The sequence below is a fragment of the Methylocystis sp. SC2 genome (assembly GCF_000304315.1).
Lineage (GTDB): Bacteria > Pseudomonadota > Alphaproteobacteria > Rhizobiales > Beijerinckiaceae > Methylocystis.
In genome coordinates, this window is sequence record NC_018485.1 from 647202 (window position 1) to 663900 (window position 16699).

Below are 16699 nucleotides of genomic sequence, written 5' to 3' on the forward strand. Positions count from 1 at the left end.
GCCCGCAGCAATCAGCGCCGCTGCGGCGAGTGCGCAAGCGCGGCGCGCGGTCAGAGTGCCAAACCCAGATCCAAACATAGCGATCGCCACCCCTCGGCCGCAGCGCGGCCCCTGCCCTTGCGGCGAGACGCGCGCTATCGAGGCGCCAGCACCATCACCATCTGCCGTCCTTCCATGGACGGTTCGAGTTCGACCTTGGCCAGCGTGGCGGTCTCAGCCTTCACGCGGGATAGAAGCCGATAGCCAATGTCCTGATGCGCGATTTCGCGGCCGCGAAAGCGAAGGGTGACCTTAACCTTGTCGCCTTCTTCGAAGAAGCGGCGCACCGCCTTCATTTTCACGCCGTAATCGTGGTCGTCGATGCCGGGCCGCAGTTTTATTTCCTTAACCTCGACGACTTTCTGTTTTTTCCGGGCCTCGGCGGCCTTCTTTTGCTCGGCGAAGCGAAAACGCCCGTAATCAAGAATTTTGCAGACGGGGGGCGTGGAGTTGGGCGCTATCTCGACGAGATCGAGTCCCGCCGCTTCGGCGATGCCCAGCGCGTCCGGCAATTGGACGACGCCGTGATTTTTCCCCTCGGAATCGATTAGCTGCACTTCTCGCGCGCGAATTTCCCGATTGATGCGCGGCCCTTCCTTCTGGGGGGCTGCGATGCTCTTCATTGGACGGCGAATGGATCATCTCCTTCTCTTGGCCAAAAGCCGGCCGCTGAGCCAAAGGCGCAAAACAGCGACCGCCGGACGCGGGGTCCGGGACCATTGAACAGATTCCCACGCCAGCGCGCCAAGTCAACCGTTACTGGCCCCGACACGCCGCTTTTTGCGACGGGAACGTCGAATATTTTAAACGAATCCCAAAATCAGCTCGTTAACTTTTTCCGGCGCGTCTTCGGGCGTCCAGTGCGACACGCCTGGCAGCCGCTCGATCCGCAGATCTCGGACATAGCGTTCCGTGCCGTCAAGACAGGATTCGCCGAGCGCCACGTCCTCCCGCCCCCAGACGACCAGCGTCGGCGCATCTATTGGCGCGTCGAGGTCTTCCGCCGCCAGTATGTCGCGACCCGCGGCGCGATACCAATCGAGCATTGCGCTGGCGGCGCCCGGCGCCGCGACATTGGCGCGGTAGATGTCCATCGCCGCTCTTGAGAAGACGCCGTCCCGGCCTGCGGCGCGGAGCATCAGCCACGCGGCGCCGGCGCCGCGCCGCGCCGACAGAAGTCGCTCAGGCAGCCAGGGCAGCTGAAAGAAGGCCGTATAGGCGGATTTCAGCTTCTGTCTCCATTCCTGCTCGAGCGCGCGCCGGAAGCACAAGGGGTGCGGAATGTTCAGAACGACGAGAGCGTCGATCGGCCGCAGCTTGCGAATGGCGACGACCCAGGCGACGAAACCGCCCCAATCGTGGCCGATAAGCGAGACCGAGGCGGGAGTCGCGGCGTCGATCAATCCGGCGACGTCGGCTGTCAGCGCCGCGAGCGAATAGGCGTCTTTCTCCGCGGGGCGCGTCGTGGCGCCATAGCCGCGCTGATTGACCGCCCACACCCGATATCCGGCGGCGGCGAGCGGTCCGACGAGGTGGCGCCACATGACCGCGTGCTGGGGAAAGCCGTGCAGGAGCAGCGCGAGCCGATCGCCCGCGCCGGCTTCAAAAACCTCGAATTCTATTCCATTGGCTGGAACGACGATGCGACGCGCCCCCAGAAGCGTCGCCGCCGACGTCACATCTGGCCTGCTAACGCCGGGCAACTCGGACAGGGCGACCCGCCCGCCATCGCGGCGCAGCTCTCCACGGACTCGCCGCCCGCGGCGGGTCGGGCGATCAAAGACAATTGGCGCTCGACATGGGCGCCGCCGCACGCGGGGCACTCGGGAATCTCGTCGAAACGCGACAGAGTCTCGAACTGATGCGCACAGTCACTGCAGCGATAGGCGAAAAGCGGCATGATTCCCTCGGATCCGCCGAATTGAGGTCCGCCCATTTTACCGGCCGGCGCGCCTCGCGCAAGGCGGCGATTCGACATAGGCGAGCATCCAGCGCGCCCGCCGCGCAACGGCGGGATCGCCGCACGCCGCCCGAATCCGCAGCGCCTCTCGCAAAGCTGGGTGGTTGACCTTTGCGGCCAGTCGGCAATAGCGCCGAAATTCCTGCGACGCGCGCCGCTCGACGATCGCGAGCGCAACCGCGCGCAGGCGCGCCGCCTGATGCTCGGTCAGCGGCATGCGGTTGATGAAACGAATGAGATCGGCCTTGGCGTAGCCGGAGCCGAAAAACATCGGATCAGCTTCAAGAAAGCGAATCACGCCCTCGAGTCCACGCGGATCGCCTGCTTTCAGCCGTTCGATATCCTCTCCGAAATCAGCCGGATAGGCGAGGCGCAATGCGTCATGAAAGCGGGCGATCGCCGTCTTCCAGGCGATCGTCGCAGGATCTTGCTCGTCATTGCGATTCCTGAGTCGCGCGAAAGTGCGGCCGATTTCCTGATGCGCCGCGCGCGCCGCCGCCGCCCGCTCCTCGTAATTGAAGCGCCATTTCATCCCCATACGTCTGCAAATGCCCGACCCATGAGGCCAAAGATGCGTTTTGACGCACATGGACGAGACGGCCCACGCGCCCAAGCCGCCGCGCTAGATTCCGTGCAACGATTCGGATTGGAGAAAATCGGATGACCTATCGCGCGCCGCTCGACGACATTGTTTTTGCGCTTCGCCTCGCGGCCGGCGAAGGCGCGATCGAAGCGGACGGCGTTTATCGCGATCTCGCTGACGGCGTCGCCGAACAGACGCTGGCCGAGGCGGCCAAATTCGCCGAACAGGTTCTGCTGCCGCTCGATCAGATCGGCGATCGCGTGGGCGCGACCTACGCCAATGGCTCCGTCGCGACGCCTCCGGGCTGGCGAGAGGCCTATGCGCAATGGAAAGAAGGCGGCTGGAACGCCATCGCGGCCGGCGAGGATTATGGCGGACTGGACCTCCCTGCCCTGCTCAACGCCGGCTGCACGGAGATCTGGAACGCCGCCAATATGGCGTTCGCCGTCTGCCCTTTGCTCGGCCATGGCGCGATCGAAGCGATGGAGGCTCATGCCAGCGACGCCCTGAAAGAGACCTATCTGCGCAGAATCGTCTGCGGCGAATGGACGGCGACGATGAATCTGACCGAGCCCGGCGCAGGATCGGATCTCGGCCTAATGCGCACCCGCGCCGAGCGCGCCGACGACGGCTCCTATCGTCTCTTCGGCCAGAAGATTTTCATCACCTATGGCGAGCATGATCTAGCGCCCAATATCGTGCATCTCGTGCTCGCGCGTCTTCCCGACGCGCCCGCCGGCACGCGCGGCATTTCGCTGTTTCTGGCGCCGAAATTCCTGCCCGACGAGACCGGCGCCTTCACGCGCCGCAATGATGCGCGCTGCGCCGGCATCGAGCACAAGCTCGGAATCCACGGCTCGCCGACCTGCACCATGATCTATGGCGATGAGGACGGCGCGATCGCTTTTCTTATCGGCGAGGAGAACAAGGGCCTCGCCTGCATGTTCACGATGATGAACAACGCCCGCCTCTCCGTCGGGCTGCAAGGCGTCGCGCTCGCCGAACGCGCGACGCAAATGGCGCTTCACTACGCCCGCGAGCGCAAGCAGGGACGCGCGCCGGGCGCCAAGGAGACGAGCGCGATCATCGAGCATCCGGACGTCGCGCGCATGCTGCTGACCATGGCGAGTTCAACGGTCGCCGCTCGGGCGATCTGCTACGAGACGGCCGCCGCGATCGATTGCGCGCATCGCAAAAGCGATCCCGCGCGCGCGGCGGCGGCGCATGAACGCGCTTCTCTCCTGACGCCCGTCGCCAAGGCGTTTTCGACCGATATCGCCAATGAGACGACGTCGCTCGCGGTGCAGGTCTTCGGCGGCATGGGCTATATCGAGGAGACCGGCGTCGCGCAGCTCATGCGCGACGCGCGCATCTGCGCGATCTACGAAGGAACGAACGGCATTCAGGCGATCGATCTCGTGACGCGCAAGATTCGCGGCGGCGACGGCGCGGCGCTCGCCCGCGAGATCGACGAGATGCGCGCCATCGCGGGCGAAGCCGATGTTTCGCGCGAAGCGCTGCGCGAGTCTGTCGAGACGCTGGCGCAGGCGAGCGCGTTTCTCACCAAAGCCGAACTCGCCGGCGCGCTCGCCGGCGCGACGCCCTATTTGCGTCTCTTCGCTTTGGCGCGCGGCGCGACGCTGCTCGTCAAAGGCGCGAAGGTCGCTCAGCGCGAGGCCGATCCGAATGCGGCGCGCTACGCCGCGCTCGCCCGCTTCTTCGCCGAAAATATCGCTATCGCAGCGCCGGGATTGGCGAAATGCGTGATCGACGGCGGCGCATCGGTGAATGAATCGCATGCGGCGCTTGGGGAGTGAAACGGCCGTCGCTGTGAGCGCGAGCGGCGCCCCCTCCCCAACCCTCCCCCGCTTCGCGGGAGAGGGAGCAGGTGGCGCCCGTCATCAGCCTTTCGCGAAATGCACGGGACGATCTTACGAACGGTTGATCATTAGGGTCCCCTCTCCCGCGAAGCGGGGGAGGGACAGGGAGGGGGTCAGGCGCCGATAAACTCCCGCAGCGCCCGCTGCCGCGCGTCGCTCATATGCAGCCCGAGCTTGGAGCGGCGCCAGAGAATGTCGGCGGCGGTCCGCGCCCATTCCTTCTCGCGCAGATAGGCGATCTCCGGCTCGGTCAGTCCGCAGCCGAAGTCGCGGCCGAGATCGCCCATGCTCCGCGCATCCTTCAAAATCTCGAAAACGCGCGTTCCATAGGCGCGCGCGAGGCGCAGCGCCAGATCGTCGCCGAGAAAGGGCTTGTCGCGCTTAAGATCGTCGAGAAATCTGTCAAAACCCTCCGGCATGTCGCCGCCGGGAAAGTTCGCGCCGGCCGTCCAGGCGTCGCCATGCGCGGGAAGAAAGCGCGAGAGTTCGCTCAGCGCATGTTCGGCGAGTCGGCGCGCCGTGGTGATCTTGCCGCCGAAGATCGACAGCGACGGCGCCGAATCTTCCGGCGCATCGAGATCGAAGGCATAGTCGCGCGTCACGACCGAAGCCTTCAACGAGCCATCGTCGTAGAGCGGGCGCAGGCCCGCGTAGCTCGACGCGATGTCCTCGCGCGTCGCTGGAACGCGCAAGAAATGATTGAGGGAATTGAGCAGATAATCCGTCTCCTCTTCGCTGATCGCCACGGCGCCGGGCGGGCCGTCATAGGAAACGTCGGTCGTGCCGACGAGCGTGAACTCGCGCTCATATGGAATCGCGAAAATGATGCGGCCGTCGGGATTTTGCAGAATATAGGCCTGCGCGCCGTCAAAGAGCTTGCGCAAAACGAGATGCGAGCCCTTCACCAGACGCACATGCTTGCGCGAAGGAATGCGCAGCGCGTCTTCGATCACCTGCGACACCCAGGGCCCGGCGGCGTTGACGAGCGCGCGCGCCTCGATCGTCTCTCCGCCCGCGAGCGTCGCGCGCCAGCGCTCGCCCTGTCGCGCTGCGTGAACGAGCTTGGCGCCGACGCTGATCGTCGCGCCGCGCTCCGCCGCGTCACGCGCGTTCAATACGACGAAGCGGGAATCATCCACCCAGCAGTCGGCGTAAGTGAATCCGACGCGGTAAGTCTCGCGCAGCGGCGCGCCGAGCGCATCCTGCGAAAGCCTCACCATATGTGAGCCTTCAAGGCGCTTGCGGCGCGCAAGGTGGTCGTAAATGAAAAGTCCGAGACGCAGCAGCCAGACGGGCCGCAGCCCCTTCTCATAGGGCAGAACGAATTTCAGCGGCCAGATGATGTGCGGCGCGGCGGCGAGCAGCAGTTCGCGTTCGGCGAGCGCTTCATGCACGAGGCGAAATTCGTAGAGTTCGAGATAGCGCAGACCGCCGTGGATCAGCTTCGTCGAGGCGGACGACGTGCCCTGCGCGAGATCGCCCTGCTCGACCAGCCTGACGGCGAGGCCGCGGCCGGCGGCGTCGCGGGCGATGGCGCAGCCGTTGATCCCGCCGCCGACAATGAGAAGATCGTAGATCATGGCCGCCCTCGATTCGAAGCGGCCATGACTATAGCCTTATCCCTGCGGACGGTTCGCCTGCTTGTGACGCGCGCCGCCATTTGCGGGGCGCTTCTGACCATTGAACGAGGCGCCCGGTCGCTTCGCGGCGGGACGCTGTCCATCGCGCCGTGGGTGCTGCGCGCCGTTTCGATGCGGCGCCGGCGAATTCGCCCTCTTGGGCGCCGGGCGCGCGGAGTCGCCGTCATCCTGGCGGGCGCCTTCGGCGCGCCGGTCAGTGAATTCAAGCGTCTGACGCGTCAGCTTTTCAATGGCGCGCAGCAACGGCCGTTCGCCATTGTCGCAGAGCGAAATCGCCTGGCCGGTCGCGCCGGCCCGCGCCGTGCGGCCGATGCGATGCACATAGGCTTCGGCGACTTCCGGCAATTCGAAATTGACGACATGCGTCACGCCGTCGACGTCGATGCCGCGCGCGGCGATATCGGTAGCGACAAGCACCCGCGTGCGGCCCTTGCGGAAGCCGTCGAGGGCGCGCAGCCGCTGGCTCTGGCTCTTGTTGCCGTGGATCGCGTCGGCGCCGACGCCGGCGCTCTCCAGATGCTGCGCGACGCGATCGGCGCCGCGCTTGGTGCGCGTAAACACGATCGCGCGCGAAATCTCGCGGTCGTTCAGCAGTTCCACCAGCAGGTCGCGCTTGGCGCCGCCCGACACCAGATAGACATGTTGCGCGACGCGCTCGGCGGTGGTCGCCGCCGGCGTCACCGAGACTTTCGCCGGATCGCGCAGCATATCGTCGGCGAGCGCGGAGATCTCGCGCGGCATCGTCGCCGAGAACAGCAGCGTCTGGCGTTGCTTCGGCAGTTTCGCGACGATCTGGCGGATCGGAACGATAAATCCAAGATCGAGCATATGGTCGGCTTCGTCGAGAACGAGCACTTCGGTCGTCGCGAGCCTTAAACGGCCGCTGCCGAGATGGTCGAGCAGACGCCCGGGCGTCGCCACCAGAACGTCGAGGCCGCGCGCCAGCATTTCATTCTGCGGACGATGCGACACGCCGCCGACGATGACGCCGACGCTTGGACGAAAGAAATGGCCGTACGAGCGGAAACTATCGGCGATCTGCGCCGCGAGTTCCCGCGTCGGCGCGAGAATCAGCGCGCGCGCCGTGTTGGGCGCCGGGCGCCTTTTATCGGCGAGCAGCCGGTGCAGGATCGGCAGAGCGAAAGCCGCCGTCTTGCCGGTGCCGGTCTGGGCGACGCCGAGAAGGTCGCGACCTTGCAGGAGCGCAGGAATGGACTGCGCCTGAACCGGCGTCGGCGTGGTGTAGCCTTCGCGCTCAAGCGCGCGGAGCAGGATCTCGTTCAAGCCGAGATCGGAGAATGTCATCACTTCAGTTGTTGCTTTCAGTTGTCGATTCGAGCCACGAGGACCGGCGAGGAGAGCGCCAGCTCAGGACCAAAAAAGAGTCGGCCCCGCGTAACGGGCCTCGGCGTGGGAAAAGGGGGCGCTCGACAGCTCGTCGACGGAAACGTCGACCTACGCGGCTGGAGCGCCTCATGCTGCGGCGCAGCGCAGTCTTCATACAGGAGCGCCGCCTCAGGGTCAACAATTCCGCGAGACGGCGGCGTCGGCCGCGACAAGCTTCATCCGGGCTTCTATAAGCCGGGAAGCGGAACGCCGATGGATTTAGCCCATGAACGCCATTGCAAATTTCGACGGCGCGGAAATTCTCAATACGTTTGTGTCGCTGCTCGTGGCGTTCGTTCTCGGGACCGCGATCGGCGCGGAGCGCCAGTATCGGCAGCGCAGCGCCGGGTTGCGGATTAACGCTCTCGTCGCGCTTGGCGCGTCCGCTTTCGTCGATCTCGGCATGCGGCTCATGGGCAATCAGGGCGCGACCCAGGTGCTGGCCTATGTGGCGTCGGGCGTCGGCTTTCTCGGCGCTGGCGTGATCATCAAGGAAGGCATGAATATCCGCGGACTGAGCACAGCGGCGACCGTCTGGTGCTCGGCGGTGACGGGCGGCTTCGCGGGGGCCGACCGTCCGGCGGAAGCCTTGTTGCTCACGGGTTTCGTGCTCGCCGGCAACACGCTCCTTCGACCACTCGTGCGTCTGATCGAACGTACGCCGATCGACGAAACTGCGACGGAAGCGGTCTATGACGTCCGCGTCGCGGCGAGCGGCGCCCGACGCGACGTCATTCGGGACACTTTGATCGAGCGGCTCGAAGCCGCCTCTTATCCGATCCAGGACATCACTGAGAACGCACGCGAAGACGACGTCGAGATCGTCGCGACGCTCGCGACGTCGAGCGCGACGGGCGAACAGCTTGACGCCGTGGTCGAGGCGCTTGCCGCCCTCGACGGCGTCTCGCACGCGACCTGGTCCTCCCGCACAAGCGACTGAAATCGCGCTGCGATGACGCAGCGCCGGCATCGCCCCGTGGTTCATGATTTTGACCCAGAGCGGATTATTCCGTCGAGGTTTCGGCAAGATCGCTTGCGGTTCCGAATGGTCTTTCGCCGGCGCGCCGCATGGCCTAATGGCTACGCAAACTTTCCCTCCCCGGTCCCCTGCACACATGATTCGTCTCGAAAACATCAGCAAACAGAATGGTCATCAGATCCTCTTCATCGAAGCCTCCGCGACGCTCCTGAAGGGCGAGAGAGTCGGCCTCGTCGGCCCCAACGGCGCCGGCAAGACGACCCTCTTTCGGATGATTGCGGGACAGGAGCATCCCGACGAGGGCCAGGTGGCCGTCGATCGCGGCGTGACGATCGGCTACTTCAATCAGGACGTCGGCGAGATGTCGGGCCGCAGCGCTGTGTCCGAGGTGATGGACGGCGCGGGTCCGGTCAGCGCCGTGGCTTCCGAGCTGAAGCAGCTGGAGGACGCCATGGTTGATCCTGACCGGGCGGGCGACATGGAAGAAATCATCGAGCGTTACGGCGAGGTGCAGGCGCGCTTCGAGGAACTGGACGGCTACGCCCTGGAAGGCCGCGCGCGCGAAATCCTCGCGGGCCTGAGCTTCACGCAGGAGATGATGGACGGCGACGTCGGCGCCCTGTCGGGCGGCTGGAAAATGCGCGTGGCGCTCGCCCGCATCCTCATCATGCGCCCCGACGCCATGCTTCTCGATGAGCCGAGCAACCATCTCGATTTGGAAAGCCTGATCTGGCTGGAGGAATTCCTGAAAGCCTATGAGGGCGGGCTGCTGATGACCTCGCATGACCGCGAGTTCATGAACCGCATCGTCACCAAGGTGGTGGAGATCGACGGCGGCGCGCTGACGACCTATTCGGGCGATTACGCGTTCTACGAGCAACAACGCGCGCAGAACGAGAAGCAGGCGCAGGCGCAGTTTGAGCGTCAGCAGGCGATGCTCGCCAAGGAGATCAAGTTCATCGAGCGGTTCAAGGCGCGCGCATCGCACGCCGCGCAGGTGCAGAGCCGCGTGAAGAAGCTCGAGAAGATCGACAGGGTGGAGCCGCCCAAGCGCCGCCAGACGATCTTGTTCGAATTCCCGCCGGCGCCGCGCTCCGGCGACGACGTGATCACCCTGAAGAACGTGCACAAGAGCTACGGCGCGCGGAGAATTTACGAGGGGCTGAACTTTCAAGTGCGCCGCAATGAGCGGTGGTGCGTCATGGGCGTCAACGGCGCGGGCAAGTCGACGCTGCTGAAATTGGCGGCGGGCGCCTCGCTGCCGGACGACGGCGCCGTCGCCCAGGGCGGCAGCGTCAAAATGGGCTATTTTGCGCAACACGCCATGGAGCTGCTGGACGGCGAGCGCACCGTGTTCCAGTCGCTGGAGGACTCGTTCCCTCAGGCGGGACAGGGCTCGCTGCGCACGCTGGCCGGCTGCTTCGGCTTCTCCGGTGACGATGTCGAGAAGAAATGCCGGGTGTTGTCGGGCGGCGAGAAAGCGCGACTCGTCATGGCGAAAATGCTTTACGACCCGCCGAACTTTCTCGTGCTGGACGAACCCACGAACCATTTGGATCTGGCGACCAAGGAGATGCTCATCACGGCGCTGTCGCACTATGAGGGCGCCATGCTGTTCGTCTCGCACGACCGGCGCTTTCTGGCGGCGCTATCCAATCGGGTGCTGGAACTGACGCCCGACGGCGTTCATGTTTACGGCGGCGGCTACACCGAATATGTGGCGCGCACCGGCCAGGAGGCGCCTGGTCTGCGTCGCTGACCACAGCACGGCCGGCGACAGGACGCGCACGGCCAATCGCGACGCCCCGACTCATGCGCTCAGCTTGGCGACTCCGAGGCGAACAGATTTTCCAACTCTGAGATCTTGATCGGTTTGACAAAATGCCGGTCAAATCCAGCCTCGGCGCTTCGCTCGTAGTCCTCGGCCTGGCCCCAGCCCGACAGCGCTGCGATGAAGAGAGAATCTCCGCCGGGAAGCCGTCTGATCCTCCGGGCGGTCTCGTAACCATCAATCCCGGGCATGCCGAGATCGACAAAGACGATGCTGGGATGGAATTTCGGGATGACGTCCAGCGCCTCGGCGCCGCCAGGAACGACCTGCACCTCCATCCCAAAGGAGGCGATCAGCTCGCCAGTCAGTTTGCCGACAAGCTGGTCATCGTCCACGACCAACACCCTTGTCCGGGACGCGCGCCGCTCCTTCGTATCTTGCGCGGGTTCAACACGCGCCGCAACGGGCGCTTCGCTCAATGGAAGCCGGACGATGAACTCGCTGCCCTTATCCGCGCCGTCGCTTCGCGCTTCGATTGCGCCTCCGTGCAGCGTTACAAGACTGCGGGTGAGCGATAGACCGACGCCAATTCCGCCTTGCGCCCTTCCGAGATTGCGATCGACCTGGGTGAAGATGTCGAAAACCCGCGTGATCATTTCGGGCGGAATGCCGACGCCCGTATCCTTCACGATGACCACCGCGGAGCCGCCGTCCCGCGTCACCGTTACGTCGATCGCGCCGGCGTCCGCCGTATATTTTGCGGCGTTGTTGAGAAGATTTACAAAAACCTGACCCAGACGAATGGGGTCGCCCTCGATGAAAAGCTCCGTGGAGGGCGCGTAAAAATGTTTGCGATGTTTCCCTGCCTGAAGTTTGTCGGCCCCATGTTCAAACACGTCGCGCACGAGCGAGACAAGATCCAGGCGCTCCTTGTGGAGCTCCAACTTGCCGCGGCTGATTCGCGAAACTTCCAGAAGGTCGTCGACGATACGCGTGAGCTGTTGCGTTTGCCTCTCGATCGCCGAGAGCATGTCGTCGCCGTCGCCGTCGGCTGAGCGCCGCCTCTTGATGTGAATCGCCGCGCAAATCACAGCGAGAGGATTGCGCAACTCGTGGGCCAGCACGGCGAGGAACTCGTCCTTGCGGCGATTGGCGGTCTGCAGCGCGTCCAGCGCATCGCGAACGGCGTATTGCAGACGGCGGGCTTCAATCGCGTTCTTGAGCGCGCTGATCAGCGCGCGCTTTTGCGCAGGACGTTCGATGAAACCTATGCTCGGGCGCTTTTCGATCGTTCGCAGGAAAGCTAAATCCTTTTGAGCGTGGCCGCGGGCGAGAAGCAACACCATGGGCAACTGGGACCACGCCGGTTCAGGACCGAACAGCTCGTCCCAGGTCGCCGCGCGATCGTGCGGCAACGCCTCCTCGGCCATAAGAACGCAGCCTGCGCCTTTCGCAATCTCCCGACGCAGCTCTTCTTCGTTGCTGCAAACGCAGCTGGAAAGACCGCTACGATTGAGCGCGTCCTCAGCGAGGGCGGCGTCGCGTCCCGTTGGCGTCATGATCAGAACGCGCAGACTATCCTCGGCTCCGGGCGCGACTTCGGCTGCGCTGCTTTCCACCATCATTTGATCGAAACGATGGGCTCGGGATGATACACGGGCGTCCCCGTCAGGACCCCCGTAAAGCCTGTAAGCGGTTCGCTGACGTCGACGCCTCCCGTTCTCATCGTCAGCTTCCGGATCGTATGCTCATGTTGGCCGCTACGCTTTTTGACGATCGACAAGGCCTTGTGCAGCGCGCCGTTCAGCTCGAAAAAACGAAGCAGGAATACATTGTCGGCCAGGAAGCTGAAGTCCATGGGCGAAGAGAGCTCCGTTCCGAAAATTCCGTGCTGCGTCAGCGTCATGATGGTGACAATCTGACGGCGGCTCAGATAGGAGAGCAATTCCCTGATGTGAAGAAAAACGCTCGGTTCTTCCATGGCGGACTGCATATAGCCGTTCAGCGTGTCGATCACGACGAGCTTCACGCCCTGCTTCTCGACTCGATCCAAGACCAGGGCGGCGATTTCGCCAACGCTCAGTTCGGCCGGATCGAGATGCCTGAGTTCAATGCGGCCGGCTTCGACTTCAGCGCGCATGTCCAAGCCCAATCCCTCGCCGCGACCGATATAGCTCTCCCTGGTCTCGTCGAACAGAAAAAGCGCGCAGTTCTCGCCGCGCTTCGCCGCGGCCATCGCGTAGAGCGATGATATGGTTGATTTTCCGACGCCTGCCGGCCCCGCGATGAGCGTGTTCGACCCCCGGGGCAGCCCGCCTCCGACAAGCGCGTCGATCTCTGCGTTGCCGGAGCCGAGCGCCGGCGCCGCCGCGAGGCTGGGAAAGTTCTGGGCGACGAGGCGAGGGTGAACGGTCAGCCCTCCGGTGGCGATCGTCACGTCGTGTGAGCCGCTCACATAGCTGCAGCCGCGCAGTTTGCTCACGCGCAACGGGCGTCGGTCCGCCCCATACGAAGATGGCTTTTGCCGCAATTCGATGATGCCGTCGGACAGCGTCTGGCTGCGAAGATCCTTTTCCGTCATCGACGCTTCATCCAGCATGACCGTCGTGCAGTCGCGCGCCGCCATGAAGTCGCGAATACGCTTCAGTTGACGCCGATGGAAGGCCGCCGTCGGGGCTAAAACGCGCAGACTCGAGATCGTATCGAGCACGAGCAGTTTGGGCTTCAACCGTTCGACTTCGGAAAAAAGATGGTCGAACGTCTCGCCGATCTCGACTTCCGCTTCCGGGAAAAGCGTGTAATCGAGTGCTTGGTCTTCCGCGCTGGATGGCTCCGACAGGCCCGTGATATTGATCCCGTCAAGACTCCATCCGTGCGACGCGGCGATCGACCGCAACTGTTGCGGCGATTCGGCGCTCGTCGCGAGCAGGCAGCTTTCCTCGGCGCGAACCGCCTGGATCAGGAGCTGGAGCGCCACGGTCGTCTTGCCGCTGCCGGGCGGACCTTCGACGAGAATGAGAGCGCAGCGCGGAAGTCCGCCGTGAAGAACCCTGTCGAGCCCCGGAACGCCTGTCGCAAAACGCGGGGTTGTCTTTATCGGCACGGACACTGTGGCGCTCCCGATCATCATGAGTGTTCAGCTTACAATACGGCAAGTATTCGACAACATTGCTTTGCGCAGCGTCTTCCCTTCCGGGTCCAAGGGCTCCATCTTAGCCGTGGCCGCAGTGGCGTTGAATAGGTATTCGGAAGATAAAACACGGCTTCGCGTCCTCAACCCGTCTTGCCCCCAAACATTTTCCCGCTTAGCCTCTTCGTCCGAGTTTCGGTCGATTCGTCGAGTCAGCTGTCGTGAACGCTGAAAGTTCACGCTTCCGAGGGATCAGAACATGGATCGGGACACGCTCAGCGATATCGCCGAATCCGCCCCGTTGCCGGACGCAGGGGCCGAATTGCGCGGCTCCTCCGCTTCCGCCGCCGGCACAACGACGATCAGCGCGCCGGCGCAACTCGTCTCCCAGGGCAAGCACCGCTTTTACGCGCTGGTGCTGCCGAGCAGTTTGCTCGCTGAAACCTGCACGGTCGAACCGCGGGTCGAAAATCCGGCGGAAGGCTTCCAGCGCCTGCTCGATGAAAAGCGCGCGAAGTCGATCGCCAAATATATCGACGCCGGGTTCGGCACGGTTCCCGGCGCCGTGGTGCTCTCAGCGCAGTCGCGCGCGCATATGCATTATGACGGCGCCGCGAGAACTCTGACGTTCCGGCAGGACCCCCGCGCCTTCCTGATCATCGACGGGCAACATCGCATTTTCGGCTTCAAGCTGGCGAAACGCGCCGTCGACGTGCCGGTGGTGATCTACAACAGGCTGAAGCGCTCGGAAGAATGCCGGCTGTTCATGGACATCAACACCAAGCAGCGGCCCGTGCCCAATGAGCTGTTGCTCGACATCCGCCGCCTCTCGGAAGTCGAGACCAAAGCCGACGCGCTGCTGCACGATGTCTTCGATCTTTTTCACACACGCGGCGACAGCGCGCTCAAGGACCTGCTAAGTCCGGCGGAACGGCGCAAGGGCACGATTTCGCGCGTCACCTTCAACGCCGCGCTGCGCTCGATCAAGGGCGCATTCGTCGACGCGCGGGCGGAGGAAGTCTACGCGGTGCTCAACGCCTATTTGCGCGCCTGCCGACATGGTCTCGGATTGCACAACGCCGATGAGCAGATCACGCATCCGGCGCTGTTCAAGGCGCTGGCGCTGCTGTTCACGAATGTCGCCGAGCGGGTCGCCGATCGCCACGGCGGAAAATACACGGTGGCGAATTTCGAGGACGTGCTCATTCCCTTCTTCAAACGATTGAAGAAATCGGATCTGCCGCGCGCCGGCATGAGCCATGTCGCGCTGCACGAGCATTACGGCAAGGCGCTAAGCGCCGGCTTCTTGATCAAACAGTGGCTCTTCTCTTGAGACGAATGGATCGACTTCTATTTCCGCTTCGACAGCGCCGCGCATGGTCAGCCCATGCTCGGTCTTTTCCCAGTGGAAAGGGCGCCGCCAGAGTTCATAAAGGGCGCGCCAGGCGGCGATGCTCAGCATCATCAGCCACATCGGCAGATAGATAAGCGCAGGGCGAAACCGCGTCAGGCGGCGCCGGCGCATTCCCATCGCGAGCGGCAAGATCAGGGAGACCGCGCCGGCGATCGCCAGACAGCACCACAGCGTGCTCAAGGCGATTTCTAATGGCGCGACCGGCGCCAACAAAGCCCCAAAGATCGCGTCATAGATCATCCGCGCCGCCAAGAACGGGCCGAGCAAAGGACCAAACAATCCGCTGGCGAACATTGCGAGCACCGCGATCGCGCGCCGGGAGCCGAGATCGACGAAAAGCCGCATGGGCCGACGGCAGTGCACGATGAACGTCTGCATCCAGCCTTTGAACCAGCGCGTGCGCTGTTTCACCAGCGCGCCGAAGACCGCGGGAGCCTCTTCGAAGGTTTGCGAGGCGAATGTCCGCACCTCAAAGCCCGCGCGCGCGAGCCGCAGCCCCAGATCGGCGTCTTCGGTGACGTTGAAGGCGTCCCAGAAGCCGATGTCGCGCAGAGCCTCGATGCGGAAATGGTTCGACGTGCCGCCGAGAAAGAGCGGCATTCGCATCGCTGCGAGGCCCTTGTTGTAAACGTCGAACAGCGCCGCATATTCAAGCGCGAACATCGCCGTCATCCAATTCAGCTCGCCGTTGTCGATGACAAGGCTCGCCTGCAGGCACGCGACGCTCGGCGGCGAGGCGGCAAAGAGCGTCGCCGCGCGCCGCAATTGGCGCGGCTCGGGCAGATCTTCCGCGTCGAACACCGCGACGAGCGATCCCCGCGCGAGCGGCATGGCGACATTGAGGGCGCGCGGCTTGGTTCGCGGAGCGCCCTCGGGCGCAACCACGATCTCATGCGGCGCATGCGGCGGATGCGCCTTCAACGCCGCCGCCGTTGGTTCATCATCGGCTTCGATAATGAATTTGATGTCGAGCTTGGCTCTCGGATAGTCGAAGCGGTCGATCGCGCGCGCGAGCTGGCGCGCCACGGCGGCTTCCTGGTAGAGCGCAAGCACGATCGTGTAGATCGGCAGTCGCGCCTCGCTTTCGAGCGGTTCCGCGTCTGCGCAGCGTTGACGGCTCGCCACGCAGGCGAAAAGCCTCAGAAACACGCCGCAAAAGAACGCGCCTGCGAGGAGCAAGGACGATGCAAGGCGCAGAAAGAAGAAGGGAGCGTAAAGGCTCGCCGCCAGGACGATCAGCGCGACGAGCAGCAGTCCGACCTGTCCGCGCCGCAAGCCGCCGCGCGCGCATAAGTCCCGATCGACGCGCTCGACGAGAAAGGCCGCGTTGCGGGCGACGCCGGCGGGATCAGCGCGGCGCACAGCCTCCAAAAACCGCGTTCGAGTGGTGATCGCGAACAGCGGCCGCCCTCTTGCCGCGCGCCGCGCGCTCATCAATCGAAAGACGCCGCTGCCGCTTGGCGCGAACAGCCAAAGAAAGCCGCTCGAGGGGTCCCGTATCCGCGCATAGCCGCATTCGACCGCCGCAACGCCTGACGCGGAGACGTCGACAGGACCGTCAATGAACTCGACGTCGAGATGCTTCGCCAGGGCCCGATAGAAGACATCCTCGCCGACGAGCCCTTCGGCGAGCAGCGCCTGGTCGGCGCAAACGCCCTGGCGGCGCGCCGTCGCAGCGGCGAATTGCAGCACCTGCTCCGGCACGCCGTAAGCCGAAAGAAAGGCGATTTCGACAGGAATGGATCTCGGCGCGGTCCCTCGCGGCGACGGCGACGCCCGGCGAACCGCCGAGGAGTCAGCGAACGTCCGGCGTCTGAAAGGCTGAGGAGGAAGTTCGTCCTTGATCTGCGAAGCAGAGGAAGCAACACTATCGATCGGCAGAAAATTCATGCAATACATCCGGCAAGCGCAAGCAGC

The 16699-nt window shown here is 64.2% G+C and carries 13 protein-coding genes; 4 read left to right on the forward strand and 9 right to left on the reverse strand.

Annotation, left to right across the window (positions count from 1 at the left end):
* Positions 1 to 134 precede the first annotated feature (134 nt).
* From infC to BN69_RS18335, 4 genes are all read right to left on the reverse strand, one after another.
* Positions 135 to 662 (reverse strand): translation initiation factor IF-3, encoded by a 528-nt coding sequence (gene infC / locus BN69_RS03080; protein WP_014890086.1) that lies wholly within the window; start codon positions 660 to 662, stop codon positions 135 to 137.
* Positions 663 to 842: 180 nt separating this feature from the next.
* Complete coding sequence (locus BN69_RS03085) at positions 843 to 1718, reverse strand: alpha/beta fold hydrolase (protein WP_014890087.1); 876 nt, start codon at positions 1716 to 1718, stop codon at positions 843 to 845.
* Complete coding sequence (locus BN69_RS03090) at positions 1715 to 1939, reverse strand: FmdB family zinc ribbon protein (RefSeq protein ID WP_041927117.1); 225 nt, start codon at positions 1937 to 1939, stop codon at positions 1715 to 1717. The genes BN69_RS03085 and BN69_RS03090 overlap by 4 nt, the downstream gene beginning before the upstream one ends.
* A 37-nt stretch (positions 1940 to 1976) precedes the next feature.
* A complete protein-coding gene (locus BN69_RS18335) occupies positions 1977 to 2531 on the reverse strand; it encodes a hypothetical protein (protein WP_014890089.1) in 555 nt (184 codons plus the stop codon).
* Between the two features lie 128 nt (positions 2532 to 2659).
* Here BN69_RS18335 and BN69_RS03100 point away from each other — a divergent pair, with 128 nt between their 5' ends.
* On the forward strand, positions 2660 to 4399 hold the full coding sequence (locus BN69_RS03100; RefSeq protein ID WP_014890090.1) for an acyl-CoA dehydrogenase family protein: 1740 nt from the start codon (positions 2660 to 2662) through the stop codon (positions 4397 to 4399).
* Positions 4400 to 4575: 176 nt separating this feature from the next.
* Here BN69_RS03100 and BN69_RS03105 read toward each other — a convergent pair whose 3' ends face one another.
* Positions 4576 to 6042 (reverse strand): glycerol-3-phosphate dehydrogenase, encoded by a 1467-nt coding sequence (locus BN69_RS03105; protein ID WP_014890091.1) that lies wholly within the window; start codon positions 6040 to 6042, stop codon positions 4576 to 4578.
* Positions 6043 to 6078: 36 nt separating this feature from the next.
* Positions 6079 to 7407, reverse strand: coding sequence for a DEAD/DEAH box helicase (locus BN69_RS03110; protein WP_014890092.1), 1329 nt, complete (start codon positions 7405 to 7407; stop codon positions 6079 to 6081).
* Between the two features lie 307 nt (positions 7408 to 7714).
* Here BN69_RS03110 and BN69_RS03115 point away from each other — a divergent pair, with 307 nt between their 5' ends.
* Entirely contained in the window at positions 7715 to 8428 is a 714-nt protein-coding gene (locus BN69_RS03115) for an MgtC/SapB family protein (RefSeq protein ID WP_014890094.1), read from the forward strand.
* A gap of 175 nt (positions 8429 to 8603) precedes the next feature.
* Positions 8604 to 10226: an ABC-F family ATP-binding cassette domain-containing protein gene (locus BN69_RS03120; protein WP_041926775.1), complete on the forward strand. Its 1623-nt coding sequence runs from the start codon at positions 8604 to 8606 to the stop codon at positions 10224 to 10226.
* A 59-nt stretch (positions 10227 to 10285) separates the two neighbouring features.
* On the opposite strand, the gene BN69_RS03125 is transcribed toward BN69_RS03120, so the two are convergent.
* Both BN69_RS03125 and BN69_RS03130 read right to left on the reverse strand, forming a co-directional pair.
* Positions 10286 to 11797 carry a hybrid sensor histidine kinase/response regulator gene (locus tag BN69_RS03125; RefSeq protein WP_244435025.1) on the reverse strand — a complete coding sequence of 504 codons (1512 nt, stop codon included), beginning with the start codon at positions 11795 to 11797 and terminating at the stop codon, positions 10286 to 10288.
* Between the two features lie 62 nt (positions 11798 to 11859).
* Positions 11860 to 13347 (reverse strand): DUF7125 family protein, encoded by a 1488-nt coding sequence (locus BN69_RS03130; protein ID WP_244435026.1) that lies wholly within the window; start codon positions 13345 to 13347, stop codon positions 11860 to 11862.
* A gap of 280 nt (positions 13348 to 13627) precedes the next feature.
* Here BN69_RS03130 and BN69_RS03135 point away from each other — a divergent pair, with 280 nt between their 5' ends.
* Positions 13628 to 14701: a DGQHR domain-containing protein gene (locus tag BN69_RS03135; protein WP_014890098.1), complete on the forward strand. Its 1074-nt coding sequence runs from the start codon at positions 13628 to 13630 to the stop codon at positions 14699 to 14701.
* Here BN69_RS03135 and BN69_RS03140 read toward each other — a convergent pair.
* Positions 14660 to 16672: a glycosyltransferase family 2 protein gene (locus tag BN69_RS03140; RefSeq protein ID WP_014890099.1), complete on the reverse strand. Its 2013-nt coding sequence runs from the start codon at positions 16670 to 16672 to the stop codon at positions 14660 to 14662. The two genes, BN69_RS03135 and BN69_RS03140, sit on opposite strands and share 42 nt — an antisense overlap.
* Positions 16673 to 16699 lie beyond the last annotated feature (27 nt).

Bases quoted from the DNA above. Each gene is read 5' to 3' on its own strand.
- BN69_RS03120 (WP_041926775.1), top strand. From the start codon at position 8,604: ATGATTCGTCTCGAAAACATCAGCAAACAGAATGGTCATCAGATCCTC.
- BN69_RS03125 (WP_244435025.1), bottom strand. From the start codon at position 11,797: ATGACGCCAACGGGACGCGACGCCGCCCTCGCTGAGGACGCGCTCAAT.
- infC (WP_014890086.1), bottom strand. From the start codon at position 662: ATGAAGAGCATCGCAGCCCCCCAGAAGGAAGGGCCGCGCATCAATCGG.
- BN69_RS18335 (WP_014890089.1), bottom strand. From the start codon at position 2,531: ATGAAATGGCGCTTCAATTACGAGGAGCGGGCGGCGGCGGCGCGCGCG.
- BN69_RS03105 (WP_014890091.1), bottom strand. From the start codon at position 6,042: ATGATCTACGATCTTCTCATTGTCGGCGGCGGGATCAACGGCTGCGCC.
- BN69_RS03090 (WP_041927117.1), bottom strand. From the start codon at position 1,939: ATGCCGCTTTTCGCCTATCGCTGCAGTGACTGTGCGCATCAGTTCGAG.
- BN69_RS03110 (WP_014890092.1), bottom strand. From the start codon at position 7,407: ATGACATTCTCCGATCTCGGCTTGAACGAGATCCTGCTCCGCGCGCTT.
- BN69_RS03100 (WP_014890090.1), top strand. From the start codon at position 2,660: ATGACCTATCGCGCGCCGCTCGACGACATTGTTTTTGCGCTTCGCCTC.
- BN69_RS03135 (WP_014890098.1), top strand. From the start codon at position 13,628: ATGGATCGGGACACGCTCAGCGATATCGCCGAATCCGCCCCGTTGCCG.
- BN69_RS03140 (WP_014890099.1), bottom strand. From the start codon at position 16,672: ATGAATTTTCTGCCGATCGATAGTGTTGCTTCCTCTGCTTCGCAGATC.
- BN69_RS03115 (WP_014890094.1), top strand. From the start codon at position 7,715: ATGAACGCCATTGCAAATTTCGACGGCGCGGAAATTCTCAATACGTTT.